This is a genomic window from Curvibacter sp. AEP1-3 (assembly GCF_002163715.1).
Classification (GTDB): Bacteria; Pseudomonadota; Gammaproteobacteria; order Burkholderiales; family Burkholderiaceae_C; genus Allorhodoferax.
In genome coordinates this window covers 2,874,542-2,899,891 of the sequence record NZ_CP015698.1, presented here as the reverse complement: position 1 = coordinate 2,899,891, position 25,350 = coordinate 2,874,542, and the positions used below count along the sequence as shown (strand labels likewise).

Below are 25,350 nucleotides of genomic sequence, written 5' to 3'. Positions count from 1 at the left end.
GGGCGCTGCGCAAACTTGGGCTCCGTCTGCAATGGTTGCCGACACCATGACTCACAAGGATTTCTCATGAACAAGGCTGTGTTGATCTTCGTACTCGTTGTTTTTGGTGCCCTGACCGGCTACACGCTGCTGCACTACGGCGGGCTGTTTGCGTGGCTGGCGTTTTACACCCGCGACCCGGCCAGCTGGCAGATATTTGCCGACCTGGTGATCACCATGTGCCTGCTGCTGGTATTCATGCGGCGCGATGCGCAAGCCAACGGCCGCCCGTTTGTACCCTGGGCGGTGTTCAGCCTGGCGGTGGGTTCGTTCGGGCCACTGCTGTACTTCATTACCGCCAAGAAGCGGGTGGCGGAGTGAGCTCATCCGGCAGATGCAGGCACACCGCGCGTTCAGGCCGATTGCCCGGCGCGCAGCGGGTGCGGGCCTTTGTTGACCTGGACACTGAGCGGCTGCGCAGCGAACCGTCGCTGAATTGACAAGCTCGCCTGCCCTGACGCTCTACCATGGCGGCTCTAACAACGAGGAGTCCCCATGTTCAGCCACGTCATTGTTGGTGTTAACGACATCGAAGCGTCCAAGCGGTTTTACGACGCCCTGTTGGCCACCTTGGGCATCAAGCCCGGCATCCACAACAACAACGGCGTGGTGGACCGCTACTTCTACCGCACGCCCACCGGCAGCTTCGGCATTACCCAGCCGCTCAATGGCCAGCCTGCTTGCGCAGCGAACGGCGGCACGATCGGCTTCACCATGGATTCGCCCGAGCAGGCGGCTGCGTTTCATGCCGCCGGCATAGCCAACGGCGGCACCACCTGCGAAGACCCGCCCGGCTGGCGCGAGGGCTCGGTAGGCAAGCTCTACCTGGCCTACCTGCGCGACCCGGACGGCAACAAGCTCTGCGCCTTGCACCGTCCGCCCAAGGTGTAAGCGCTACTTTTTTTATAGCTGCTGGCGCACATTTCATGAGCGCTAGCAGCCTATTTGGCTTCTAAAGTCTAGTTAGCCCAGTGTTGCACGTAGTCCGGTGCGGGCGCGCTGCTCAGCGCGTCGGGCACCGGAGCTGTGCGTTGGCTGCGCATGGGTAGCACGCCGGCCCACACCGGCAGGTTCAGATCTTCAGCGTCGTCATTCGGGCCACCGCTGCGCACTTTGCAGGCGGCCTCTTCCAGGCTGATGCGCATCACCGTGGTGGCGGCCAGCTCTTTGGCGTTGCCGGGGCGGGCTTGCTGCTCGCGGCCTGGGGCCAGGTGGCGCATGAAGGTGTCCAGCGCGGCGGCCTTGTCGTCCACCTTTTCAAAGTGGCCGTACACCATGGCCGAGCGGTAGTTCATCGAATGGTTAAACGCCGAGCGCGCGAGCACCAGGCCGTCGATGTGCGTCACCGTCACGCAGGCTTGGGTGCCCTTGGCCAGCAGCTTGATGAGCCGCCCGCCGTTGGAGCCATGAATGTAAAGGTGCTCGCCCTCGCGCCAGCAGGCGGTGGGGATGCAGTGGGTGCCTTTGTCGTCCACAAACGCGACGTGGCACACATAGGCCGCGTCCAGCACGGCGTGCAGGGTGCTGCGGTGGTAATCAGCGTTTTCGGCAATGCGGCGGATGCGGGTGCGGTCGCTGGGTGGGGCGGGCTGGTGGGTGGGTGCAGTCATGGTGTGTTGGTTGATAGTGCGCGGTAGGTGAACACAATGTAGGTTTTTTGTGGTTCCAAATTAAGATCCACGACTGCACTATTTTTTGGTGCCATGAATAGAAGGACCTGCTGTGGACTACCAACTGCTGTTCTCCAAATACACCGCTTTGCCGGCGCATGCCCGCTGGTCGCGCCAGCGGCAGTTGCACGAGTGCCTGCGCAGTGCCATCCGCAGCGGCACGCTGGGCGGTGGTGCGCGTCTGCCGGCTACGCGCACGCTGGCAAACGAACTGGGCGTGTCGCGCAACACGGTGCTCTACGCCTACGACCAGCTAGCTACCGAAGGCTTTGTGGTGCCCGACCGGCGTGGCACGGTGGTAGCAGGCGCCGCAGCACGCACAGCCCTGCCGGCGCCTGCGGCCACACCGCTGCGTGTGGGCCTGTCGCGCCGCGCACTGGCCGTGCCCACGCGCGATGCACCGGAGACGCCGGCTGCCTTTGCGCCTGGCGTGCCGGCGCTCAAGGAATTCCCGGCCACGCTATGGCGGCGCCTGATGGACCGCGCCTGGAAGAGCCTGCGCACCGAGCAACTGAACTACGCGCCCCACACCGGCGAGCCCGCGCTGCGCGAAGCCATTGCCAACCACCTGCGCGTGGCCCGTGGTGCGCGGCTGGATGCGAGCCAAGTGTTCATTACCGATGGCACGCAAAACAGCCTGGACCTGTGCGCCCAGGCCTTTGCCGATGCGGGCGACAAGGTGTGGATAGAGAGCCCTGGCTACCTGGGAGCGTTGGCCGCCTTCAAGGCTGCCCAGCTCAAGCCCATGGGCATCGTGGTGGATGGCGAGGGGATGGCACCCACTGCCGCCGACTGGCAGCGCCACCCGCCCAAACTGATTTACGTGACACCCTCGCACCAGTACCCCACCGGCAGCGTGATGAGCCTGCAGCGGCGCCTGGACTTGATTGCCAACGCGCGTGCGGCGCAGGCCTTGATCATTGAAGACGACTACGACAGCGAGTTCCGCCACGACGGGCCGCCGCTCTCGTGCATGCAGGGCTTGGAGGTGGATGCGCCGGTGCTCTACCTGGGTACATTCAGCAAAACCATGTTTCCGGCACTGCGGCTGGGCTTTGTGGTGGTGCCGGCTGCGCTGGTGGAGCCGCTAAGTGCCCTGCTGGCCCGCACTGCGCCACGCGGGCGCGCGGCGGATCAACTGGCGCTGGCCGAGTTTATGCAGAGCGGGCAGTTCAGCCTGCACCTTCGGCGCATGCGCCGCCTCTACCGCCAGCGGCGCGACGCGCTGGTGGCCGCGCTGTTGCTGCAACTGGGCGATGTGGCCGATGTGTACGGTGGCTCGGCCGGCATGCACCTGGCCTTGCGCCTGCGCAACCCCCAAGCGGACGACGCCGCCATGAGCAAGCAACTCCTCTCAATGGGCGTGGTCGCCCCCGCCCTGAGCCCCCAAGCCATTGGCCAGCGCGTGCAGCCCTGGCGCGGCTTTTTGCTGGGCTACGCGCAAGTGCCGGTGGAGCAGATGCCCAAGCTGGTGGGGCAGCTGGCTGAGGTGGTGCGACAGTCGCGCTAGATTCCTTGGATATGATGTTCACGACCAGTTTTTCGGGACTTCCCCGGGGTCATCAAAGGGAGTAAACAACATGAGATTCGTTCGATATGCGGCCCTTGTTGCCGCGATGGGCATTGCGGGTTTGCAGGGCGTTTGGGCCCAGGCAGCTGACAGCGATAAAGCCCCGGTTGTCTCGAAGAAATGGCACCTGCGCTACGACCTTGCAGCCGATGGTCGATCTACCCAAACTTTTGAGTCGCTATACCAGGTGTTGCAATCGCGTGCGCTGGAGAGCATGAAGTCGTATTCGTTCTCTTTCAGCACCAGCATTCAGACGGGCGAGATTCTGGAGGCCTATACGCTCAAAAAGGATGGCCGCAAGATTGAAGTGCCGGCCACCAATTTCCAGAAGACCACCAACCAGGGCCGCAGTGGTGCTTCTCCCATGTTTTCGGACCGCACCAGCCTGTCGGTCGTCTTTCCTGACCTGGCGGTGGGCGACTCGGTGGGCATTCGCTATGCCATTGCAGACAAGGAACCCATTTTTCCTGGCCATTTCTCCATGTCGCAAGGCTTTTCTGCCTACAGCGAATACCAAGATGCACAAATCACTCTGCGTGCACCCAAGAGCTTGCGGCTCCATATGGAATCCCACCAGGTCCAGCAGATGCCTGTAGTGGAAGACGGCGACATGCGCACGTGGCAATGGCGCTATGTCAACCCGGTGCCCATGCGCTGGGACGAGAGCGACGAAGGTATTTGGCGCATTGACGAGAGCCCCTCTGTGGTGGTTTCGACCTTCGACAGTTACGAGGCTATTGCAAAGGCCTATGGTGACCGGGCGCTACCCAAAGCGGAGCCGACTCCACGCATCCGGGAGCTGATGCAATCCATCGTCGGCGATGAAAAGAAAACTGCAGAGCGTGCCCGACTGTTGTACGAATGGGTGTCGCGCAACATTACCTATGGCGGCAACTGCATTGGCGTGGGTGCTGTGGTGCCCCGTGATCTGGATGTGGTGCTGGACAACAAGATGGGCGACTGCAAAGACCATGCAACGTTGCTGCAGGCGCTGCTTGCCGCTGCCGAGATTCGCAGCGAGCAAGTGCTGATCAATTCCGGCGGGCTGTATGACCTGACCAAGACCCCGGTGGTGTCCCAGGTCAACCACGTCATGAACTATCTGCCTGAACTCAATCAGTACGTGGACGCCACTGCCAAAGACGTGCCTTTTGGGTACTTGCCTTGGGGGAGCTACGCCAAGCCTGTGATTCACGTAGGCCGCGCCAACGCCATTGGCAAAACTCCGGACCAGCAATACCAAAAATCTGAACAACGTGTGTTTGTCAAACAGCGTATCGAGAAGGACGGCAGCACATCGGGCGAGCTCGAAGTGGCTTTGCGTGGCTTGTATGCCGCCGATGCACGCGCCTACATGCGGGATCTGGACAATGACGCGGAACGTGAGTTTGTGAAGCGTGCTTTGGGGAGTTATGGACTGAAAGGTAAGGGCAATCTTTTCAAGGGAGACACCACGGGTTTGTCGGACCAATACAGCTTCCGCCTGAATTTCGAAGTGTCCAATCTGCTGGAAGGCGGCGCGTCGGGTGCGCTTGTCCTGACGCCCGTTGTTTCGACCCCTCTACCGGTTATGGGGTTTGCGAACATCAAGGGACGTATCGAGCCGAATCGACGCCACTCCTGCCATGGCTTTTCCAGCTACGAGACCTATGACATTACCCTGGCTCCTGGCATCAAGTTTGTTTCTTTGCCGCCCTCTGCCAAGGTCCGCTCTGCGGTGTTTGACTACACAGCCAAATACCAGCGCAACAAATCGGGAGTCCATGTCGAACGCTCGGTACAGGACAAAACGCCGGTAAGCATTTGCTCTGCTGAGATGGCGGCCGAATTGCAAAAGCAAGCTCTCCCGGCAGCTGAGAACCTCCGCACCCAGATTCTCTATCAGCGCCAAATTCGTTGACCCACTACCTCCGCGTACGCTGAGCAGGCACAAGGGAAGCAGTAACTTCAACCCAGGTGCTTGCCGAAGAAGCGCAGGGTACGGTCCCACGCTTGTTGGGCCCAGACAGGGTCGTACTGCGTGGCAGGAGTGCGGTGCGTGCCGACGGCTGTCTCGTTGGCGAAGGCGTGATGGGCCAGGTAGCGGTGGAACTCGTAGCTCACGCCAGCGGCGGTGAGCTTGGCTTCTAGGCCATCGACCACATCAATTTTGAAGAACTCGTCTTGCGTGGCCCAGTGGCCGAGCAGGGGCGCTTTGATTTTGCTGGCATCGATGTAGTCCAGCGGCGGGCAGCCGTACCAGACGGCGGCGGCATCGAGCTCAGGGGCTTGCGTTGCTCCCAGCAGGGTGAGCGCGCCGCCCATGCAAAAGCCGGTGAGGCCGACCTTGGGGGCACGGGCTTTGAGGAACTGCACCGCACCGCGTATGTCCTGGCTGGCGGCGTCGCCGAAGTCCAGACCGGTCATGAGGTGGTGGGCTTCTTCGGCCTCGACGGTGGCTTTGCCGCGGTAGAGGTCTGGCACCAGGGCCTGATAGCCGGCTGTGGCCAGGCGGTCGGCCACGCCTTTGATCTGGTCGTTCAGGCCCCACCATTCCTGGATGACGACGACGGCAGGTGGGTTGCTGGTTGACTGTGGCGCTGTTGGTTCGGCCAGGTAGCCCTGTACGGTTTTGCCATCGGGGCGGGTGAATGTGACCATGGTTCCCATGCTTGCTCCTTCGTGTGTGTTGCGCGGTATTGTGGGCAGTTCACACGACTGAGAGCAGCGTGGGGGTATTGGCGCCGGTAGCCCGGCCGGTCAGGCTGCTGCTGCGGCGCGGGCTTTCATCTCTTCGATTTTGGGCTTCATGTAGAAGCCCATGAACAGGCCCACCAGTAAGCCGACGGGCAGCGAGCGGCTGAAGGCGCGCCACCAGAAGCCGAACCAGCTGGCGTCCAGCGGGTTGCTGATGACGGCGATGACTGCAGCCAACAAGCTCTCAATGAACAAAGCGCCCAACAAGGACACCACCAGTTTGAGCATGTTGCCCTGCAGCTGGGGAGCTATGCGGGCCAGCAACTTTTCGATCTGAACCATGCCCATCAGGATCACGGGCAGAAAGACGATGCTGGTGGCGAAGTTGCGCGCCCATGTGGGCAGAAATGGCGTACCGGCTTGTGCGTTGGCCCAAGTCATGAAGGCGCTGAGCAACAGGGCCACGGTGGGCAGGATGAAGATGCCGGGGAAGAGTTTTTTGATTGCGGGTGTTGGCATGGATTCGTTGATAGTTGACAATATCAACATTATAGAAAATATTGGTTGAACTTGTCAACCATCTAATCCTATGGCCGCTTCCAACTCCTCGTCCAGCCCTGTGGACGATCCCGCCGTTTCCGGCTTCGTGGCGCTGATGACGATCTCCGGGCAGGCGCAGCAGTTGCTCAAGGCGCGCATGCAGGACACCACCCTGGCGGGCTTGGGGCCCTTGCACATGCACGCGCTGTGCCTGTGTCAACAGCAGCCCGGTGCACCACAGCAAGCCCTGGTGCAGGCGCTGGGCCGCGACAAGGGCCAGATGGCCCGCCTGATCCGCGACCTGGAAGACCACGGCCTGCTCAGCCGCAGCACCGACGAGCGCGACCGCCGGGTCTGGCGCCTGTACCTGACACCAGAGGGGGCAACGCGCAGCGCCTGGTTCAGCGCGTTGGAAGCGCAAGTGGCCCAAGACCTGATGGGGCACCTGAGCCCGGAAGACAGCGCGCAACTGAACCGCATGCTTCACAGCGTGCGAGCGCAGCTGAATGGGCTGAGCAGCGAGGCCTGACGCCACTGCTGAGCCTGCTATCCGCTATGGTTTCAGGAGCTGCCCACGCATATTCAACGGGCGCCAGCAGCCTATTTGATGCCTAAACCAAGCTTTCCACCCGCAGCACATTCGCATAACCCAGCACTTCGGGCCAGGCCTCAACCGCTTGAAGCGCCGGGCGCAAATCGCGAAAAGCCAGTGGCTGGGTGAGCAGCACCAGGCAGGGTTGCACCGCATCAGCCGGGTGGGGCAGTACCTCCATGCGCTGCACCTGCACACCAGCCAAAGCCAGCGCTTGCAGCACGCGCGGCACGGTGGCATCAGGGCGGCTCAGATCCAGCCGCACATAGAAGGCGCTTGGCACATCGTCAGCCGCCACCACCGGCATGGCCAACAGTGCACCGCTCTGAAAACCGAGCGCGGGCACACGTTGCGCCGGTGGCAGGCTGGCGCTGCGGGCCAGGTCCACCAGATCGGCAATGACGGCTGAGCCGGTTTGCTCAGCCCCCGCACCAGCGCCGTAGTACAGGGTGATGCCCGCCGCATCGCTCTTGACCATGACCGCATTCATGCTGCCGTGCACTTGGGCCAGCAGGTGGTCGGCAGGCAAGAGCGTGGGGTGCACGCGCAGCTCCAGTGCATTGCCCCGCCGCTTGGCTATGCCCAGCAACTTCACGCGGTAGCCCCAGCGCTCGGCAAATGCCACGTCTGCCGCGTCCAGATCGGTAATGCCGTGCACCTGCACATCGGCAAATTGCGGCGGCACACCAAAGGCGTTAGCAGCCAGCAGGGTGAGCTTGTGGGCAGCGTCGATGCCTTGCACGTCGAAGGCGGGGTCGGCCTCTGCGTAGCCCAGGGCTTGAGCCTCGGCCAGAGCGGCAGCAAAGCTCAAGCCGCGCTCGCGCATGGCGGAGAGGATGAAGTTGGTAGTGCCGTTGATGATGCCGGCCACCCACTCGATGCGGTTGGCAGTCAACCCCTCGCGCAGCGCCTTGATGATGGGGATGCTGACCGCCACCGCGCCCCCGTAAGCCACTACCACGCCACGCGCTTGGGACGCGGCAAAGATCTCACTGCCGTGCTCGGCCAGCAAGGCCTTGTTGGCGGTGACCACGTGCTTGCCTTTGGCAATGGCCTGCAGCACCAGGGTGCGGGCCAGTGTGGTGCCGCCCATGACCTCGACCACCACATCGACCTCGGGGCTGTGGATCAGGGCCTGCGGGTCGTCGGTGAGCTGCACGCGCGGACTGCTCTGCTCGCCCAGCAAACGCAACAGCGTGGCGGCGGCGCGGGGCAGGTTGCGCACGGCAACCATGCGCACCTCGATGCGGCGCCCGGCGCGCGCGGCAATCAGCTCCGCGTTACGCAGCAAGACGGCCAAGGTGCCCCCGCCCACGGTGCCCAGCCCCAAGAGGCCGACGCGCAAGGGCGCTGGCGCTGCCGGGGCTGCGCGACCGGCAGGGCTGCCAGCGGAAAGGGTGAAGTGGTCTTGGTACATGGGTGTCTCCGGAACAGTTGCGGGCCCTGCTGCCGGGGCCGGGTTCTTCTGTGGAGGAAACACCAGGTGGCAGCCGGAACGGCCACCTGCACGACTCAGGTGGCCGTGGTGCTAATGGTGGTAATGGGGTTGCGCAGGTCTGCCCCGCGCGCCGGGGCGCGGGATGGAGAGGGGCAGAAATGGCACAACATGGGCGCAGCATAGCACATTCAATTCACTCCGCGCGGAGCACTTTGAAAATGGGCGCGGCGGGCAGCGAACCGTAAAAACCACAAGCCAAACTAGGCAAAACGGCACGGTCCATGCATGATGAACGCCGTTGGGGCCCCAGTGCGCACTGCGCGGCTCCAATTCAGGGAGGCGCTTCGCCTTACTCGCCAAACAACGTCAGGACTGGGTGACATGGCAAAGGTAATCATCATCGGCGGTGGTGTCGCGGGCATGAGCGCGGCACATGAACTGATTGAGCGGGGCTTTGAAGTCGAAGTCTTCGAACGCAACCCGGACTACGTGGGTGGCAAAGCGCGCAGCGTGGATGTGCCGGGGTCAGACCAGACGGTGCCCGGCCGCTTCCTGCCCGGGGAACACGGGTTCCGGTTCTTCCCCGGCTTTTATGCCCACGTCACCGACACCATGAAGCGCATTCCGATGGGTGCCGGCGTGTCGGTGATGGACAACCTGGTGAGCACCCTGACGGTGCTGATCTCGCAGGCCGAGAACAAGCCCATTCTGGTGCCGGTGAACTTTCCGCGATCGCTCAAGGACGTGAAGCAGCTCTTCAGCGGCTTTCAGGCCATGAGCGAAGAGCTGAGTGAAGACGACATCGCCTACTTTTCGGGCCGCGTGTGGCGCCTGATGACCAGTTGCCAGGCGCGCTTTGACCAGGAGTACGACAACATCAGCTGGTGGGACTTCACTGGCGCGGCCAACCGCAGCCAGGCCTACCAGAAGCTGCTGGCCGGTGGCCTGACGCGCAGCCTGGTGGCCTGCAAAGCCCACACTGCCAGCACCCGCACGGGGGGCGCCATCTTTTTGCAACTGATTTACCTGATGCTGGAAGCCGGCGCCCAGCGCACCGACCGCGTGTTGAACGGCCCCACCAACGAGGCCTGGCTCACCCCTTGGCACCAGCACCTGTTGAGTAGCGGTGTGAAATACCAGCGCGGCACCACCGTGACCGCGCTCAAGGTGGATGCGGGTAAGGTGGCAGGCATCGAGTTCCGTCGGGACGGCAGTGCCCAGACCGAGGTGGCCCGCGCTGACCACTACGTGCTGGCCGTGCCGGTGGAGCGTGCTGCCACGCTGGTCAACAAGGACTTGCTAGCGCTGGACCCGACGCTGGCCAACATCATCAAACTCGCGCCCAATGTGGAGTGGATGAACGGCATCCAGTTCTTCTTGAACACCGAGCTCAAGATGCACCTGGGCCACACGATTTACGCGGACAGCAACTGGGCGCTGACCAGCATTTCGCAGAAGCAGTTCTGGTCCAACTACGAGCTCAAGGGCCGCGGCAAGGGCGATGTGCTGTCGGTGTTGTCGGTGGATATTTCGGACTGGGAGAGCCCGGGCGACTTCAACCAGAAGGCCGCACAAGACTGCACACCCGATGAAATCAAAGACGAAGTGTGGGCCCAGCTTAAGGCGGAACTCAACAGCCACGGAACGACGGTGCTGCGCGACGACATGGTGTCTGCCTGGTACCTGGACAGCAGCATCGTGCCGCTGGACGGCGCGATGACGGACGCGATGCTCGAAGGCCTGACGATGGAGGAGCAGGACAAGCTGCAAAAGGTCATCAACCTGGAACCCCTGCTGGTAAACCAGTGCAACACCTGGAAGATCCGCCCTAACGCGACCACCAAGGTGCCCAACCTGTTTCTGGCCAGTGACTACGTCAAGACCTACACCGACCTGGCCACCATGGAGGGTGCCAATGAGGCGGCCCGGCGCGCGGTGAACGGCATTCTGAAAGCCACCCGCAGCAAAGCACCACCGTGCGACGTGTGGGAGCTGCGTACGCCCTGGTTGCTGAAGGTGTTCCGGGCGGCGGATTTCTGTGCGCTGATGGCCGGCAATGTGTGGCGCAGCATCACCGGAACCAAGGGCGCGACGTCATGAAAGCTTTCTGGGTCAGCCTGCGGGGCACATTGCGCAGCAGCGGCGAGGGCCGCGATGGTGACAAGCTCAACCTGCTGATCGTGTTCCATTGGATCGTGACGGTGTTTTCGCTGTTCTACAGCCTCGTGAGTTGGTGGATCAACTTCCACCCCGGCATGATCATCATGGCGGCCAATGCGGTGCTGTTGCTGCTGAACCTGGCTTACCTCAAGCACAGCGGCCGCTTCCAGTTGGCGACACACACGTTCTTGCTGACGAATTGCCTGGTAGCGGTGCTGGGAAGCACTTGGTTTTCAGGCGGCTTGTTTTCGCCCGTGGTGTCGTGGTTCGGGCTGGCACCCATGGCCGCCACTCTGCTGTTGGGCTTTAACCGGGCCACCTTTGTCTGGCTGTGCATTGCCATGGCCTGCCTGGTGGGCGTGGGCTGGACGTCTTACACCGGCTGGGGCGCCCCGGTGCTGTACGACGCACGCTTCAATGCTTTTTTTGCCTTCGTCTCGCTGCTGGGGAACATGCTGCTCTTGTTCTTTTTGACGCAGATTTTTGAATCGGTCAAAAACCACGCGCTCACGGAATCGGATGCGCGCAACCGCGAGCTCAAGGAAGCGATCAAGCGGCTCAACGAAATCCGCAACCAACTAGTGCAGCAAGAAAAGCTGGCCTCGCTGGGTTCGTTGGTGGCCGGCGTGGCGCATGAGCTGAACACCCCAATCGGCAACGCCCTGACCACTGCCACCACCCTGCAAGACGCCGCAGAAGAACTCCAGCGCCATGTGGAGCGGGGTGACTTGCGCAAGTCCTACCTGCTGGACTATGTGAGCAACAGCATTGCCATGCATGCGCTGATCACCCGCTCGTGCGAGCGCGCTGCCACCCTGATTTCCAGCTTCAAGCGGGTTGCGGTGGACCAGACCTCGGAGCAGCGGCGCCCATTCGATGTGCGGGCGCTGATCGAGGACAACGTCAACACGCTCATGCCCAGCTTCAAGACGTCGAATGTGCTGCTGGAGGTGGATGTGCCGCCCCACATTGAGTGCGACAGCTACCCGGGGCCATTGGGGCAAGTCATCGCCAACCTGCTGCAAAACGCGCTGATGCATGCCTTTGGCGAACGAGAAGAGCGCGAGGTCCGCATCTCTGCCAGCAAGGAATTTGACCGGGTGCGCATAGTGGTAGCTGACAACGGCGTGGGAATGGATGCGCAAACGCTGCCGCGCATATTTGACCCGTTTTTTACGACGCGCCTCGGCCAGGGCGGCTCGGGTCTGGGCTTGGCGGTGTCGCAAAACATCATGGTGGCAGTGCTGGGCGGCACCATCACCGTCAGCTCCCAACCGGGCAGCGGGTCGCGCTTCACACTGACCTTTCCGCTGCACGCACCGGTGCGTGACGAGCACACACCGGTCTCTGCCTTTATGAGCCTGTGAAGCACTGCGGATTTGCGGCGCCACTGTGACTCGCGGCGGGCTGCGACAATCCCCCCTTCCCTCAACGACGGCGACGCCCAAGAAACCCTTTCATGTCTGATAACTACAAAATCGCCGCAGAAGCCCGCGAAGCCGCATTGTGCGAATCCTGCCGCGGTATCCAGCGCGATTGGCGCCGCGCCCCTGGCCATGCTGAACTCGTGCAAGGCGAGAACCGTAAAGAAGACCGTGACGGCCATTCGGTCACCGTCACCCGCTACCGCTGCGCCCGCTGTGCATCCATCTGGGATTACGAAAACAACAAATCCAACCAACGGGCGGGCTGGTCGCTGCCCCGCCGATGAAAGCGCCGCCCAGGCTGGAGTCGCTGCTTGAAGAGGGTCTGATCGACACCGTGGTGCGCCAGCTCATGAGCGGCAAGGAAGCCATGGTGTTTGTGGTGCGCTCGGGCGAGCACACCTTGTGCGCCAAGATATACAAAGAGGCGAACAACCGCAGCTTCCGCCAGGCCGTGGACTACACCGAGAACCGCAAGGTCAAAAATTCGCGCTCCGCCCGGGCCATGGCCAAGGGCAGCAAGTTCGGTCGGCAAGAGCAGGAAGCCGCGTGGCAAAGCGCTGAGGTCGATGCGCTCTACCGCTTGGCCGCTGCCGGAGTGCGCGTGCCACAGCCGTACAACTTTCATGATGGCGTGCTCCTGATGGAGCTGGTGACTGACGCCCATGGCGACGCCGCACCCCGGCTGAACGACGTGGCGTTTACCGAAGCGCAAGCACTGCAACACCACGCCACGCTGATCGGCGAGGTGGTACGCATGCTGTGTGCGGGCGTGGTGCATGGTGACTTGTCGGAATTCAACATCTTGCTGGCGCACATTCCGGGGGCGGATGGCGAGGCAGGAGCGGACGAGCCGGTCATCATCGACCTGCCTCAGGCCGTGGACGCTGCCGGCAACAACCACGCCCAGCGCATGCTGATGCGCGACGTGGGCAACCTGCGGGACTTTTTTGGCCAGTTTGCTCCTGCGCTGCTGCAGACAGAATTCGGCCCGGAAATCTGGAGCCTGTACCAAGGCGGCTTGCTGAGCAACGACACCCCGCTCACCGGCCACTACGAGCGCGCCCACGCCGATGTGGACATGCAAGCCGTGCTGCGCGAGATTGACGACGCGCGGGCCGAAGATGCAGCAAGGCGCCTGCGCATGGCGGGGGCTACCACCCCATTCAAACCGTAAAGAGACACGCCGATGAAATTCAAGATGGCCCCCAATTCGCTGTTTGCAATCCTGTTGCGCAATCCGTGGTGGTACAGCTTTATGCTGGTGGCGGTGATCTGTGCCATCTCCGCAGCGCTATTGCCCAAGGACTTGGTGGTGTTTGGCGTGATAGGGGCGTTTCCGTTTGTGGTGACGGGTGGCGTGGCACTCAAGAGGCAATGGAATACGCCTTCTGCAGCGGCAGTGGAAGCAGAGATGGCACGGATTGCGGCTCTGTCCTGGCGGGACTTCTCCCGGGAATTGGAGGCCAAGTTCGTCAAGCAGGGCTATGAGGTGACGCGTTTGCCCGCAAAAGGCGCATCAACATCCGGCACCATGAGTGCGGCCGACTTCCGTTTGGAAAAAGCCGGGCAAGTCACGCTGGTGGCAGCCAAGCGCTACAAGGCAGCGACCCATGGCGTGGAGGCACTGGAGGCGCTAGTGGCACAGAAAGAGGCCATGGGTGCTGACCATGCGTTCTATGTTTGCCTCGGCTCCTTGAGCCAGCAGGCGGCGAAGTTTGCCAAAGATCACGCTGTGAAAGTGGGCCTGTGACGCGCGACATGGCTGCGCCGCATGCCGTGTCGCGCCTGCGGGCCGAGCGGCTGGCCCGCAGCAGCAAGCCCTTTCTGGCCCGTGGTGGCATGAAGGGCGAGCGCTGTCCGGGCTGCCGCATCAACCCCGCTCATTGCATTTGCAGCTTGCGCCCGCAACTGCCGGTGCAGGCGGGGGTGTGCCTGATCATGGCGGACATTGAAGCCCTCAAGCCCAGCAACACCGGCTGGCTGATTGCCGATGTGGTGCCCGACACCTCGGCCTTCGGCTGGGCCCGCACGGAGGTGGACCCCGCGCTGCTGGCCCTGCTGGCCGACCCGCAATGGCAGCCGTATGTAGTGTTTCCCGGCGAGTTTGTGACGCCGGGCCGGGTGGTGAACACGCTGCCTGCCCCTACTGAAATGCCCGCCGGCAAAAGACCTCTATTTGTCCTGCTGGACGCCACGTGGCCTGAAGCGCGCAAGATGTTCCGCAAGAGCCCGTACCTGGACCGCTTTCCCGTGCTCAGCCTGCAGCCTGAGCAGATCTCACGCTACCGCCTGCGCCGCTCGCGCCGCGAAGACCACTTCTGCACCAGCGAAGTGGGCGCACTGTGCCTGGAGCTGGCCGGCGAGACCCGCGCTGCGCAGGCGCTTGAAGCATGGCTGGACGTTTACACCCACCATTACCTGCAGGCCAAGCACCAGTTGCCCCCGCACCTGGATACGCCAGCCCATTTGGCGCTGCAGGCACTGAGCTAATCCTCCCTGACTTGTTTGCTATATTTTTTATAGCTGTCAGCGCACTACCCATGTGCGCCAGGGGGGGGGGTACTTAGAACATGGTGTTGTCATTGGCCGCTTTTTCAGGCACTTGCTGAATGACATCCCAGTGTTCGACGATGCGATCGCCTTGCACCCGGAAGATGTCCACGACGGCAGAGACGCTTCCATTCGGCATGGGGGCTCGGATATGCAGCCACACCAGATCGCCACTGGCCGCAACGCGGCGGATATCTACCTTGGTCTTGGGCGCACCGACAAAATACTTGCCAAACAGCTCTTTGATGGCCGCGCGCCCGGTGGGCACGGTGGGGTTGTGCTGGATGTAGCCTTCGTCAACGTAGCGGTCAATGACAGTGATGTCTTTGTCGCCAAACAGCTGTTGGTAAAAGCTAACGACCAATTCGCGGTTATGGGTTTCTGTGGGAGTTTCAGCGGCAGCAATGGTGGTAACCAGGGCCGCAGCCAGCATGACGGTGAGTGTGCGTAGAAGTTTCATGGGTGGGTGGATAGCCGCGCCGGCAGAAAGTTCCTGGCCATTTGCAGGCCTTACCATCGGGGCCTGCCTGAACGACACCAATACTTTTTCGAAGCCCGAGAGACGCCATGCCGCACCTGGTCATTTTGTACACCGCCAACCTGGACCGTGAAGCCGATATCTCGGGTCTCTGCCGCAGCTTGTGTGACACCATGCTCGCCCAGCGTGATGAGAGCGGCAAGCAGGTATTCCCCACAGGCGGCACGCGGGTGCTGGCCTATCCGGCCGCCCACAGCGCCGTGGCAGACGGCAAGGGCGACTACGGCTTTTTGTATATGAACCTGCGCATGGCCAAGGGCCGCAGCCCGGTGGTGCATCAGCAGATGGGGGAGGCCCTCAAAGCCACGGTCGGCAGTTACCTGGCTGACGTACTCGCGAATAAGCCGCTGGGCATTACGGTGCAGATCGACGAAGGGCACGAAGTGTTCGACGGCAAACACAGCACACTGCACCCGCTGTTCAACAAAGCCTAGCCTTGCGTCTTTCAGTTTAACGGTCGGGGTGGCTGTTGGATGGAAAGTTTGATGAAACTGTGAGCCAAATAAATTAGGAAATGAGGGAAATGGCAAAGCACATAGAAATCAAAATTGCAAACGAAAGCGCTGAATTCACACAAATCGCACAACTCAACTACGCAACCTTTGTTGAGGAAATACCGCAGCATCAAACCAACCCCGATCGCAAATTGGTCGACAAGTTTCATGCAGAGAACACCTACTTCATAGCCAAAGTAGAGAATGAAATCGTCGGTATGTTGGCACTGCGCAATCAACGGCCATTCTCATTGGATTCCAAACTGTCGAATCTCGATGATTACATGCAACCAGGTGAATCGGTTTGTGAGATCAGGTTGCTGGCAATTCAACCGACTCACCGGCACAGTAGAGTACTCAGGGAACTGTTCCAAGCATTGTTCAAGCACTGCATGTCTCAGGGCTTCGACAGGGCACTGATTTCGGGACGGGTGGAAAACATTCCGATGTACGAGCGCCTCGGTTTCAAGTCCTTTGCCGAGACAGTGGGCACCGAAGGAGCGCGCTACCAACCCATGTATATGACCCGCAAAACGGTCAATCGCCAACTCAAGGCGTTGCCGGTTGGGGAGTCCGCAAGTGAAGCTACGTCAAAAGCTCCATATTGTTTTCTTCCCGGACCTGTCAATATTCATCCCTCTGTCTTGGAGGCGGTTGGACAGCGGCCTTACTCACATCGGTCGGTCCGGTATCAAGCACTTTTGACTAAGTGCAAGTTGGATTTGATGCAACTTTCAAATTGCAAGGCCGTCGAGATTCTTTCCGGTTCGGGCAGCCTCGCAAACGACGTCATTGCCGCTCACATCAAACTACTTGCGAGCAGAGGCCTGATTATTTCCAACGGTGAGTTCGGCGAACGCTTGGTCAAACACGCCGATGGCTTTGACTTGGACTACATCCATCATCAACAGGAATGGGGTGCGGCATGGGATATTGAAGCCATTACCGACCATCTGCAAACCAACACGGATATTCGATGGGTTTGGTGCGTGCACTGCGAAACCTCAACTGGCCAGTTGAATGATGTGGGTCAGTTGCAAGATCTGTGTGACGCGAATGGTTTGTTTCTCCATATCGACGGCACCAGTACGTTGGGTGTAGTTCCGTGTGATTGGAGTCGTGCGCGTGCAGCTAGTTCGGTGAGCGGCAAAGGGTTGGCAGCACTCACTGGGCTCGCCATGGTTTTCTATGATCCCGATAAGCTGTGGGAGTCAAAAAGTCTTGAAGCTCAGGCCATCCCCGGCTATCTGAATCTTCAGAATTACTCTGAAAGTTCAGGAGTACCTTTCAGCGGATCCTCCAACCTGCTGGAGGCCTTGGGCGCCGCGTTGCGTGTTTCACCTGTGACCTTCTGGAAAGGAAGCGCGAAGGCAGAAGAGTCACTGCTTGTCACGTTGCAGAAGTTGAAGGCATCACTAATTGTCAACAACGCCACCCGCTCCCCCGCCATATTCACACTCCAGTTGCCGTCCAGCATTTCATCCAAGAAGTTGGGAGAGGAACTTCTGGATGCCGGATTCGAATGCAGCTTCGCAAGCACTTACCTTATGCGGAGGAACTGGCTACAAATCTGTCTGATGGGGCAAGTGTCTTCTTTAGCAGTTACCGCGTTATGTACTGAACTCGAAGCCAAAGTCACCTAATGCGATTCGAACCAACGCAGCGCTTCTCCAGTTTTCAAACTGCAGACACGCCATTTTTTTGGCTCATTTGCCTGGCGCTGTGCGTGGCCTTTCCGTGGGTGCATCCCTTCAGCTGGGGCCCCAACCCGGACATGATGCAACGCTTCGTCACAGCAGCTGCCAGCGCGGGCTTTCTGTTCGTTTGGGCGATGGGTGGACGTTGGCTCTCGCTGCACCAACTGGTGCGCACAGTGGCCGTGGCATGGCTGGTGGCAGCGCTACTGAGCTCGATCATGGCTCTGCTGCAGTACTTTGGGGCCGTAGAGGGCTGGCTAAGTGAGTGGATCACCCGCACCACCACTGGCAATGCGTTCGCCAACCTGCGGCAACGCAACCAGTTTGCGTCACTCACCTCCATCGGGCTGCTGAGCCTGTTGTTCATAGCGCAGTGGCCGGCAAAACGCGACCTGTACCCGGCACACAGACTGCGGCAGTGGCTGATTGCTGCCGCGGTGCTTCTCTTGGCGGCAGGCAATGCGGCCAGCAGCTCGCGCACTGGGGCCGTGCAATGGCTGCTGATTGCCGGACTGGCACTGGTATGGGAGACGCACGGCCAGCGCCCCCTGCTGCGATGGAGCGTGCTGGCACTGGGCCTGTATCTGGCGGCCAATATCGTGCTGCCTTTACTTCTGCAAGCGGTTAGTGGCTTGGAGCCCAGTAGTACGCTGGACCGTTTCAATGAAACCAGGCGCGGCGAAGCTCGCACCGTACTCTGGGCCAATGTGCTGGAGCTGATCCGCGAGCGGCCCTGGGTCGGATGGGGGTGGGGTGAGCTGAAGTTTGCCCACTTCATGCACCCTTATGCCGGCGAACGCTTCAACGACATTCTGGACAACGCACACAACCTGCCCCTGCATCTTGCCGTCACGCTTGGCGTGCCAGCATCGGTGGCGCTGTGTGGTGCCGCTTTGGTACTGACATTGCGGGCGCGCCCTTGGCGTGAAGTGTCTGCCACCCGCCAGCTGGCCTGGGGCGTACTGATGGTGTTGGCCGTGCACAGCCTGCTGGAGTATCCGCTGTGGTATGCCCCGTTTCAGGTAGCTGCCGTACTCGCAGCAGGCATGCTTTGCGGACGCCCACTTTTGCACTGGCCCGGGCTGCCGGTACTGGCGAGCGGTGTAGCCGGCTTGCTGATCACCACGACCGCCTACGCCGGTTGGGACTACTGGCGCGTCAGCCAACTCTATATGCCGCCCGCACTCCGCGCCGACATGTGGCGTGAAGACACGCTGAACAAAGTGCGCGACTCGGTCATCTTCCGTGGGGAGGTGCAGTTTGCTTATGTGACCACTACGCCGGTCACGTCAGAGACGGCAGAGGCGCTATACAAAGCGTCCCTGCAAACCCTGCACTTTTCGCCAGAGCCCAAGGTCATTGCGGTGCTACTGGAAAGTGCCGCTCTCTTGAGTATGGAAAGCCCGCTCACCGAGCACATTCGCCGGCAATGGCGGGCAGCGTACCGCGAAGGCTACTGAGTGCTCAAAGCGCCGCACTGCGGCGACTGAACCACCAGCCCTCCAAGCTGTACACCACCAGCGCTGCCCATATCAGGCAAAAACCGATGGCCCGTGCCGAGGCGAACGGCTCGCCATACAGCCACACACCGATCAACAGTTGCAAGCTGGGCGAGATGTATTGCAGGATGCCCATGGTCGCCATTGACACGCGGCGCGCGCCGGCTGCAAACAGCAGCAATGGCACCGCCGTAAAGGGCCCGGCCAACAGCAGCCATCCGATGTCTGCCGCGCTACCCTGCACCAATGCACCCTGCCCGTGCAGACCCCACCACAGCAACAAGCCCCCAGCAAATGGCGCGAGCACCAGGGTCTCCAGCGTCAACCCTTCCAGCGCGCCCAGTGCGCCCACTTTGCGTAGCAGGCCGTAGAACCCGAAGGTGACGGCCAGCACCAATGCCACCCATGGCACATGGCCCGAGAGCAAGGCCAGCCAAAGCACACCGGCAGCGGCTACCGCGACGGCCAGCCATTGCCCGGGGCGAGGGCGTTCTTGCAGGAACACAAAACCCAGCCCCACGTTGACCAGCGGGAGAATGAAGTAGCCGAGGCTGGCGTCCAGCACATGGCCGTTTTGTACAGCCCACACGTACACCAGCCAATTGATCCCCAGGAGCACCGCCGAGAGGGCAAATGCGCCCATGACCTTGGGCATGCGCCACACCGCACCCAGCCAAGCCCACTGCCGGCGCACGGCCAACACCGCCAGCAGCAAGACCATGCACCAGACGGTGCGGTGCATCACCACCTCCAGGGCGGGGATGACTGAGAGTTGTTTGAAATAGATGGGGAAGAGGCCCCAAGCCAGATAGGCCAGGGCCGCATAAAGAACACCGGTTTGCATGCAGGGAGCTTACCCGCCCCGGCGCAGCACCAAAAATCCAAACGCTGTTGCAGTGAGGTACATGCTGACCGAATAGATGGCAGCAGGCAGAGCCAATTGCAAATTGCCCAAGACAGCCATCGCAACAAAGATGGCAAGGGTCGAGTTGTGGATTCCAATCTCGAAGCTCACTGCTGTGGCAATGGGTTTGTCCAGCCCCGCGCCCCGCGAGAGGTAGTAACCCGCCAACAGACTCACCAGATTGAACAACAGCACCACAGGTCCCAGACTGCTGAACGACTCCGAGAGCGCTGCCCATTCCTTGACAATGGCAATCAACGAAAAGGCGGCCAAGACCAGCGCGCTGAACACTTTCATGGGCGGCCCCATGCGCTCGCTAAACCCGGGACGATGGTGGCGCACCACCATGCCGATGACCACCGGCACCATAACCACGGCCACCACTTCCAGCACCTTGCCGAATTGCAGGGGCACCACCTGCCCGCTTTGCAGGTAGGTCGCGATGGCCCAGTTGGCAATGAGCGGCAGGCTGACGATGGAGAGCACAGTGTTAATGGCCGTGAGCGAGATGTTCATGGCCACATTGCCGCCGAAGAGATGGCTGAACAAGTTGGCAGACACTCCACCGGGAGAGGCCGCCAGCAGCATCAGGCCCACGGCGTAAATGGGCTGGACACCCATCAGCACAATCAGCGCCACAGCACAGGCCGGCAATACCAACATCTGGAGTACCAAAGCCAGCAAGACCGAACGCGGATGCTGGCGCAGGCGCGCGAAGTCTTGCACGGTCAATGACAGCCCGAGGCCGAACATGACCAATGCCAGAGCGACCAGCAACAGGCTGGGCAGGGCGGCAGTAAAGCTCATGCGGCAAGGCCGCCGGGTGCGGATGCAGTGCCCAGACGGCGGCGGATTTCATCACGCACATCCGTGCGCATGTTCAGATGGAAGGCCACCTCGGCCACCAGAAACAGGGGTCCCACCAGCAGGCCGATCAGGTCATCCACAAAGGCGGGTTTTTTGCCCTCGAAATAATGGCCCACAAACTGGAAGGCCCAACCCACCACAAACAAGCCGATACCCCAACCCAGCCAGACGCTGGTGCTCTGCGCGGCAAACCACTGGCTGGCCGCCAGCGCGGCCGCCAACAAGACTGCCATGACGACACCGAAGCGCGCATCCAGCCGTGTATAGAACCAGGTAGAAGCCAGCGCCACCAGAACGGCCGGGCTAAGGTGCAAACCCGCAGCTGCCCACTGGGGGCGCGACAGCAGGATGGTGACCGCCAGCACGATCATGGGGATTCCTACAAAGTGGGTGGCAACGTTGCGTCCGTCCTGGTGATAGGCGGCGTATTGGGTTAGGTGATCGGTGAGGTTTTTCATGTTTGTCTCCTTGGCTCTGGGCGGATCATGGGTGCAGGTATGCTTGCCGTCTGTCAAGTAGCCGACACATCACACCCCACCTAGTGAAAGCCCTGATGCCCGACGTTTCCAGCCATTTGCCCATGCTGCGCAGCGGTCGCTGGTTTGCCCAGCTGCCGCCGGACTTTGCCCAAGGCTTGCTGGACATGGCCCGTGTACGCCAACTGCAGGCCGGCGAAAAGCTGTTTCTGCGGGACGCCGCGCCCTGCGGTCTCTATGCCGTGGTGCGCGGCACCATCCGCATCTCCGGGCACAGTGGCGAGGGAGACGGGGCGCGTGAGGCTGTGTTGGTGCTGCTGTCGCCGCCCCAATGGTTCGGGGAGATTTCGGTGTTTGACGGCTCTGCCCGCACCCACGACGCCCATGCGGCCGAACCTTGCACATTGCTACACGTACCTCATGAAGAGTTGCTCGCATGGCTTGGAAGCCACCCGGTGCATTGGCGAGACCTCGCAGTACTTATGGCAGACAAGCTACGCCTAGCCTTTGTGAGCATGGAGGAACAAACAGTGTTGCCTGCGCCCCAGCGCCTCGCACGGCGCCTGCTGACCATGGCCCTGAGTTACGGCCAGGCCACAGAAAGCGACCGTACCTTGCGCGTGCTGGCCGTCACCCAGGAACAACTGGCCTTGATGATCGGTGTGTCACGCCAGACCACCAACCAGATCCTGCGCGACTTCAAGGCCCGTGGGGTGTTGCAGGTGCAACGCGGTTGTATAGAGCTGCTGGATTTGCAGGCGCTGCGCGCCGAGTGCGAATAACGCATCTGCTTCCGCCAAAAAAGCTCCGCCACCGCCCATAAAAAAACGCGCCCGAAGGCGCGTTTTGCTTGCATGAGGGGGAGTTCCTCCAAGGCTACCGCAGAACCGGCTCCGCCGGGCTGCAGGTAGCGCCCCCCTGCAAGGGGGAGGCGGCAAAGCCGCCACGGGGGTGAACTTTACTTCGAAACGACACGAGCCATTTCCAACACTTTGTTGGAGTAGCCCCATTCGTTGTCATACCAGCTCACCAGCTTGACGAAGGTGCCGTCCAAAGCGATGGAGGCTTCTGCGTCGTAGATGGAAGTGCGGCTGTCACCACGGAAGTCGGTAGCAACCACTTTGTCTTCGGTGTAACCCAGCACGCCCTTCAAGGCGCCTTCGGATTGCGCCTTCAACTCTGCGTTGATTTCGGCAATGGTGGCAGAGGTGTTCAGCTCGACGGTCAAGTCGACCACGGACACATCGCTGGTAGGCACGCGGAAAGCCATGCCGGTGAGCTTCTTGTTCAGCTCAGGAATCACTACGCCCACGGCCTTGGCTGCGCCAGTGCTGGAAGGAATGATGTTTTCCAGAATGCCGCGGCCGCCGCGCCAGTCTTTGTTGGACGGGCCGTCCACGGTCTTCTGGGTGGCAGTGGCAGCGTGCACGGTGGTCATCAGGCCGCGCTTGATGCCGAACTTGTCATTGATCACCTTGGCCAAAGGAGCCAGGCAGTTGGTGGTGCAGGACGCGTTGGAGATGATGGCTTGGCCGGCATAGGTCTTGTCATTCACGCCGTACACAAACATGGGGGTGTCGTCTTTGGAGGGAGCGGACAGGATGACCTTCTTGGCACCCGCGTCGATGTGCTTCTGGGCGGTTTCCTTGGTCAGGAACAAACCGGTGGACTCGACCACGATATCGGCGCCGACTTCAGACCACTTCAGGTTCGCGGGGTCGCGCTCCTGGGTCAGGCGGATCTTCTTGCCGTTGACGATCAGGACGCCATTGTCGACAGACACTTCGCCCTTGAAGCGGCCGTGCACGCTGTCGTACTGCAGCATGTAGGCCAGGTAGTCAGGCTCCAACAGGTCGTTGATGCCGACGATTTCGATGTCGTTGAAGTTTTGCACCGCTGCGCGGAACACCATACGGCCGATGCGACCGAAACCATTGATACCTACTTTGATTGCCATGGGATACCTCAATAAAAATCAACTAGAAACTATAAGCGGGTGTAACCACTTGGTAAGCGGCGCTTTTCATCAAGAAATACGCGCCGCTTGAGCCAACTCAAACTTTGCGGGTCAATGCGGCCTCCACGGTGTCTGCCACGTTCTCAGGCGTGAAGCCGAAGTGCTTGAACAGTACCGGAGCGGGAGCCGATTCACCGTACGTATCCAGACCGACAACGGCGGCTGTGCCGTACTTCCACCAGCCACCGGTGGAGCCCATTTCCACCGCAATGCGGGGCACGCCGGCCGGCAACACGCTGGACTTGTACTCGGTGCTTTGCAGGTCAAAGGTGGTGGTGGAGGGCATGGAGACCACGCGCACGGCGATCTTGCGCTCGGCCAGCACCTTTTGCGCAGCAATCGCCAGCTGTACTTCGGAACCGGTGGCGATGATCACCGCCTGGGTCTTCTTCTTGATGCCCACATCGGACGGCTCGGACAACACGTAGGCGCCCTTGCTGATGGAGTCGATGCCGGAGGCATCAGGGGCGGCAACGGAGTCGCACTTGGCGGCGTAAGCGATGTTCTGGCGGCTCAAAAGCAGCGCAGTAGGCTTGGCCTTGTTTTGCAAAGCCACCGTCCATGCCACGGCGGTTTCGGCCGTGTCAGCGGGACGCCAGACATCCAGGTTGGGGATCAGGCGCAGGCTAGCAGCGTGCTCGATGGACTGGTGGGTGGGGCCGTCTTCGCCCAGACCGATGGAGTCGTGGGTGAACACGTGCACCACGCGCAGCTTCATCAAAGCCGCCATGCGGATGGCGTTGCGGCTGTAGTCGCTGAAGGTCAGGAAAGTGCCGCCGTAAGGGATGTAACCACCGTGCAGGGCCACGCCGTTCATGATGGCAGCCATGCCGAACTCGCGCACACCGTAGTTGATGTGGCGGCCGCCCTGGCCAGCTTCGTTGGTCACCACGTCGCCGGTCAGTGCGTCAAAACGCAGGTTGGGCGTGCTCTTGGTGTTGGTCAGGTTGGAGCCGGTCAAGTCGGCAGAGCCCCCCAGCATTTCGGGCAATGCAGCGGTGAAAGACTCCAGCGCCAACTGGCTGGCCTTGCGGCTGGCCACGGTTTCGCCCTTCTGGTGGGCAGCGATCACGGTGTCCACCGCGGTCTGCACGAAGTTCTTGGGCAGGTCGCCCTTCATGCGGCGCACGAACTCTTTGGCCAGCTCAGGGAAAGCGGCTTTGTACGCGGCGAACTTGTCGTTCCACGCCGCTTCTGCAGCCTTGCCTTTTTCCTTAGCGTCCCAGTCTGCATAAACCTCTTTAGGGATCACGAAGGGGGCGTGGCTCCAGCCGATAGCTTCGCGGGTGAGCTTGATTTCTTCAGCGCCCAAAGGCTCGCCATGGGCCTTGGAGGTGTTGGCGCGGTTGGGGCTGCCTTTGCCGATGTGGGTCTTGCTGATGATCAGGGTGGGGCGGTTGTCGGTGCCGGCCTTGGCTTGTGCAATCGCAGCAGAGACAGCAGCAGCATCGTGACCATCCACGGGGCCGATCACGTTCCAGCCGTAGGCCACAAAACGCTGGGCGGTGTTGTCAATGAACCAAGGAGCGACCTGGCCGTCGATGGAGATGCCGTTGTCGTCATACAGGGCGATCAGCTTGCCCAGCTTCCAGGCGCCGGCCAGTGCGGCGGCTTCGTGGCTGATGCCTTCCATCAGGCAACCGTCACCCATGAACACATGGGTGTGGTGGTCCACGATGGCATGGCCTTCGCGGTTGAATTCTTTGGCCAGCAGCTTTTCAGCCAAGGCAAAGCCCACGGCGTTGGTGATGCCCTGGCCCAAGGGGCCGGTGGTGGTTTCCACGCCGGGGGTGATACCGAACTCGGGGTGACCCGCGGTTTTGCTGTGCAGCTGGCGGAAGTTCTTGAGTTCGTTGATAGGCAGCTTGTAGCCGGTCAGGTGCAGCAACGCATAGATCAGCATGGAGCCGTGGCCGTTGGACAGGATGAAGCGGTCGCGGTTGGCCCAGTGGGGGTTGGTGGGGTTGTGGCGCAGGTGCTCACCCCACAATGCCACTGCCATGTCGGCCATGCCCATGGGGGCGCCGGGGTGACCGGAGTTGGCTTGTTGCACAGCGTCCATGGACAGTGCGCGGATGGCATTTGCCATGTCTTTGGTATTGGGGGTGGGGGCCATTGAGGGCAACTCCGGGAGGTAGGTTAAGAAAGAGTGGAAGCGTAAAACTGTCGCGATTTTACCGGTGCGGGTTTCGGCGG

At 61.2% G+C, this 25,350-nt stretch carries 25 protein-coding genes; 15 read left to right on the top strand and 10 right to left on the bottom strand.

Annotation, left to right across the window (positions count from 1 at the left end; genetic code table 11):
• The first annotated feature begins 66 nt into the window (after window positions 1-66).
• Both AEP_RS13590 and AEP_RS13585 read left to right on the top strand, forming a co-directional pair.
• On the top strand, window positions 67-360 hold the full coding sequence (locus AEP_RS13590; protein WP_087495877.1) for a hypothetical protein: 294 nt from the start codon (window positions 67-69) through the stop codon (window positions 358-360).
• 174 nt (window positions 361-534) lie between these two features.
• Complete coding sequence (locus AEP_RS13585; protein ID WP_087495876.1) at window positions 535-930, top strand: VOC family protein; 396 nt, start codon at window positions 535-537, stop codon at window positions 928-930.
• Between the two features lie 68 nt (window positions 931-998).
• Here the strand turns inward: AEP_RS13585 and AEP_RS13580 are convergent, their stop codons facing one another.
• The gene (locus tag AEP_RS13580) at window positions 999-1,649 is read right to left on the bottom strand and encodes a pyridoxamine 5'-phosphate oxidase family protein (protein ID WP_087495875.1); all 651 of its coding nucleotides are present in this window, start codon (window positions 1,647-1,649) and stop codon (window positions 999-1,001) included.
• Between the two features lie 112 nt (window positions 1,650-1,761).
• Here AEP_RS13580 and pdxR point away from each other — a divergent pair, with 112 nt between their 5' ends.
• Both pdxR and AEP_RS13570 read left to right on the top strand, forming a co-directional pair.
• On the top strand, window positions 1,762-3,219 hold the full coding sequence (gene pdxR, locus AEP_RS13575) for a MocR-like pyridoxine biosynthesis transcription factor PdxR (RefSeq protein ID WP_087495874.1): 1,458 nt from the start codon (window positions 1,762-1,764) through the stop codon (window positions 3,217-3,219).
• 70 nt (window positions 3,220-3,289) lie between these two features.
• Window positions 3,290-5,179, top strand: coding sequence for a DUF3857 domain-containing transglutaminase family protein (locus AEP_RS13570; RefSeq protein WP_087495873.1), 1,890 nt, complete (start codon window positions 3,290-3,292; stop codon window positions 5,177-5,179).
• 47 nt (window positions 5,180-5,226) lie between these two features.
• Here AEP_RS13570 and AEP_RS13565 read toward each other — a convergent pair whose 3' ends face one another.
• Both AEP_RS13565 and AEP_RS13560 read right to left on the bottom strand, forming a co-directional pair.
• Complete coding sequence (locus AEP_RS13565) at window positions 5,227-5,928, bottom strand: dienelactone hydrolase family protein (RefSeq protein WP_335583051.1); 702 nt, start codon at window positions 5,926-5,928, stop codon at window positions 5,227-5,229.
• A 90-nt stretch (window positions 5,929-6,018) separates the two neighbouring features.
• The gene (locus tag AEP_RS13560) at window positions 6,019-6,474 is read right to left on the bottom strand and encodes a hypothetical protein (RefSeq protein WP_157673176.1); all 456 of its coding nucleotides are present in this window, start codon (window positions 6,472-6,474) and stop codon (window positions 6,019-6,021) included.
• A gap of 70 nt (window positions 6,475-6,544) precedes the next feature.
• On the opposite strand from AEP_RS13560, the gene AEP_RS13555 reads away from it, so the two are divergent.
• On the top strand, window positions 6,545-7,024 hold the full coding sequence (locus tag AEP_RS13555; RefSeq protein WP_087495871.1) for a MarR family winged helix-turn-helix transcriptional regulator: 480 nt from the start codon (window positions 6,545-6,547) through the stop codon (window positions 7,022-7,024).
• 82 nt (window positions 7,025-7,106) lie between these two features.
• On the opposite strand, the gene AEP_RS13550 is transcribed toward AEP_RS13555, so the two are convergent.
• A complete protein-coding gene (locus AEP_RS13550) occupies window positions 7,107-8,504 on the bottom strand; it encodes a homoserine dehydrogenase (protein WP_087495870.1) in 1,398 nt (465 codons plus the stop codon).
• 402 nt (window positions 8,505-8,906) lie between these two features.
• Between AEP_RS13550 and AEP_RS13545 the strand changes: the two genes are divergently transcribed.
• The 6 genes from AEP_RS13545 to AEP_RS13520 all read left to right on the top strand — a co-directional run bounded on the left by AEP_RS13545 (window position 8,907) and on the right by AEP_RS13520 (window position 14,602).
• Window positions 8,907-10,625 carry a hydroxysqualene dehydroxylase gene (locus AEP_RS13545; protein WP_157673175.1) on the top strand — a complete coding sequence of 573 codons (1,719 nt, stop codon included), beginning with the start codon at window positions 8,907-8,909 and terminating at the stop codon, window positions 10,623-10,625.
• Entirely contained in the window at window positions 10,622-12,052 is a 1,431-nt protein-coding gene (locus AEP_RS13540; RefSeq protein WP_087495868.1) for a sensor histidine kinase, read from the top strand. The genes AEP_RS13545 and AEP_RS13540 overlap by 4 nt, the downstream gene beginning before the upstream one ends.
• Before the next feature lie 92 nt (window positions 12,053-12,144).
• Entirely contained in the window at window positions 12,145-12,396 is a 252-nt protein-coding gene (locus AEP_RS13535) for a hypothetical protein (RefSeq protein WP_087495867.1), read from the top strand.
• The gene (locus AEP_RS13530; protein WP_087495866.1) at window positions 12,393-13,286 is read left to right on the top strand and encodes a PA4780 family RIO1-like protein kinase; all 894 of its coding nucleotides are present in this window, start codon (window positions 12,393-12,395) and stop codon (window positions 13,284-13,286) included. Before AEP_RS13535 ends, AEP_RS13530 begins: the two co-directional genes overlap by 4 nt.
• A gap of 12 nt (window positions 13,287-13,298) precedes the next feature.
• Window positions 13,299-13,862: a restriction endonuclease gene (locus AEP_RS13525; RefSeq protein ID WP_232459830.1), complete on the top strand. Its 564-nt coding sequence runs from the start codon at window positions 13,299-13,301 to the stop codon at window positions 13,860-13,862.
• Window positions 13,863-13,870: 8 nt separating this feature from the next.
• Window positions 13,871-14,602 (top strand): tRNA-uridine aminocarboxypropyltransferase, encoded by a 732-nt coding sequence (locus tag AEP_RS13520; RefSeq protein ID WP_087497337.1) that lies wholly within the window; start codon window positions 13,871-13,873, stop codon window positions 14,600-14,602.
• Window positions 14,603-14,675: 73 nt separating this feature from the next.
• On the opposite strand, the gene AEP_RS13515 is transcribed toward AEP_RS13520, so the two are convergent.
• On the bottom strand, window positions 14,676-15,122 hold the full coding sequence (locus AEP_RS13515) for a nuclear transport factor 2 family protein (protein WP_087495865.1): 447 nt from the start codon (window positions 15,120-15,122) through the stop codon (window positions 14,676-14,678).
• A gap of 107 nt (window positions 15,123-15,229) precedes the next feature.
• On the opposite strand from AEP_RS13515, the gene AEP_RS13510 reads away from it, so the two are divergent.
• The 3 genes from AEP_RS13510 (at window position 15,230) to AEP_RS13500 (ending at window position 18,851) form a co-directional block, all read left to right on the top strand.
• Window positions 15,230-15,634, top strand: coding sequence for a 5-carboxymethyl-2-hydroxymuconate Delta-isomerase (locus AEP_RS13510; protein ID WP_087495864.1), 405 nt, complete (start codon window positions 15,230-15,232; stop codon window positions 15,632-15,634).
• An 89-nt stretch (window positions 15,635-15,723) separates the two neighbouring features.
• The gene (locus AEP_RS13505) at window positions 15,724-17,337 is read left to right on the top strand and encodes a GNAT family N-acetyltransferase (protein WP_198301827.1); all 1,614 of its coding nucleotides are present in this window, start codon (window positions 15,724-15,726) and stop codon (window positions 17,335-17,337) included.
• Complete coding sequence (locus tag AEP_RS13500; RefSeq protein WP_087495862.1) at window positions 17,337-18,851, top strand: PglL family O-oligosaccharyltransferase; 1,515 nt, start codon at window positions 17,337-17,339, stop codon at window positions 18,849-18,851. Before AEP_RS13505 ends, AEP_RS13500 begins: the two co-directional genes overlap by 1 nt.
• A 4-nt stretch (window positions 18,852-18,855) precedes the next feature.
• On the opposite strand, the gene rarD is transcribed toward AEP_RS13500, so the two are convergent.
• From rarD to AEP_RS13485, 3 genes are read right to left on the bottom strand one after another with little or no spacing between them, the layout of a single operon-like run.
• Window positions 18,856-19,734: an EamA family transporter RarD gene (rarD, locus tag AEP_RS13495; RefSeq protein WP_087495861.1), complete on the bottom strand. Its 879-nt coding sequence runs from the start codon at window positions 19,732-19,734 to the stop codon at window positions 18,856-18,858.
• A 9-nt stretch (window positions 19,735-19,743) separates the two neighbouring features.
• Window positions 19,744-20,601, bottom strand: a complete 858-nt coding sequence (locus tag AEP_RS13490) for a bile acid:sodium symporter family protein (RefSeq protein WP_087495860.1) — start codon at window positions 20,599-20,601, stop codon at window positions 19,744-19,746.
• Window positions 20,598-21,119: an Mpo1 family 2-hydroxy fatty acid dioxygenase gene (locus AEP_RS13485; RefSeq protein ID WP_087495859.1), complete on the bottom strand. Its 522-nt coding sequence runs from the start codon at window positions 21,117-21,119 to the stop codon at window positions 20,598-20,600. The genes AEP_RS13490 and AEP_RS13485 overlap by 4 nt, the downstream gene beginning before the upstream one ends.
• Before the next feature lie 95 nt (window positions 21,120-21,214).
• Between AEP_RS13485 and AEP_RS13480 the strand changes: the two genes are divergently transcribed.
• Window positions 21,215-21,919 carry a Crp/Fnr family transcriptional regulator gene (locus AEP_RS13480; RefSeq protein WP_087495858.1) on the top strand — a complete coding sequence of 235 codons (705 nt, stop codon included), beginning with the start codon at window positions 21,215-21,217 and terminating at the stop codon, window positions 21,917-21,919.
• Between the two features lie 176 nt (window positions 21,920-22,095).
• Here AEP_RS13480 and gap read toward each other — a convergent pair whose 3' ends face one another.
• Both gap and tkt read right to left on the bottom strand, forming a co-directional pair.
• Window positions 22,096-23,094 (bottom strand): type I glyceraldehyde-3-phosphate dehydrogenase, encoded by a 999-nt coding sequence (gap, locus tag AEP_RS13475; RefSeq protein WP_087495857.1) that lies wholly within the window; start codon window positions 23,092-23,094, stop codon window positions 22,096-22,098.
• Window positions 23,095-23,191: 97 nt separating this feature from the next.
• A complete protein-coding gene (gene tkt / locus AEP_RS13470; protein ID WP_087495856.1) occupies window positions 23,192-25,270 on the bottom strand; it encodes a transketolase in 2,079 nt (692 codons plus the stop codon).
• Window positions 25,271-25,350: the final 80 nt, after the last annotated feature.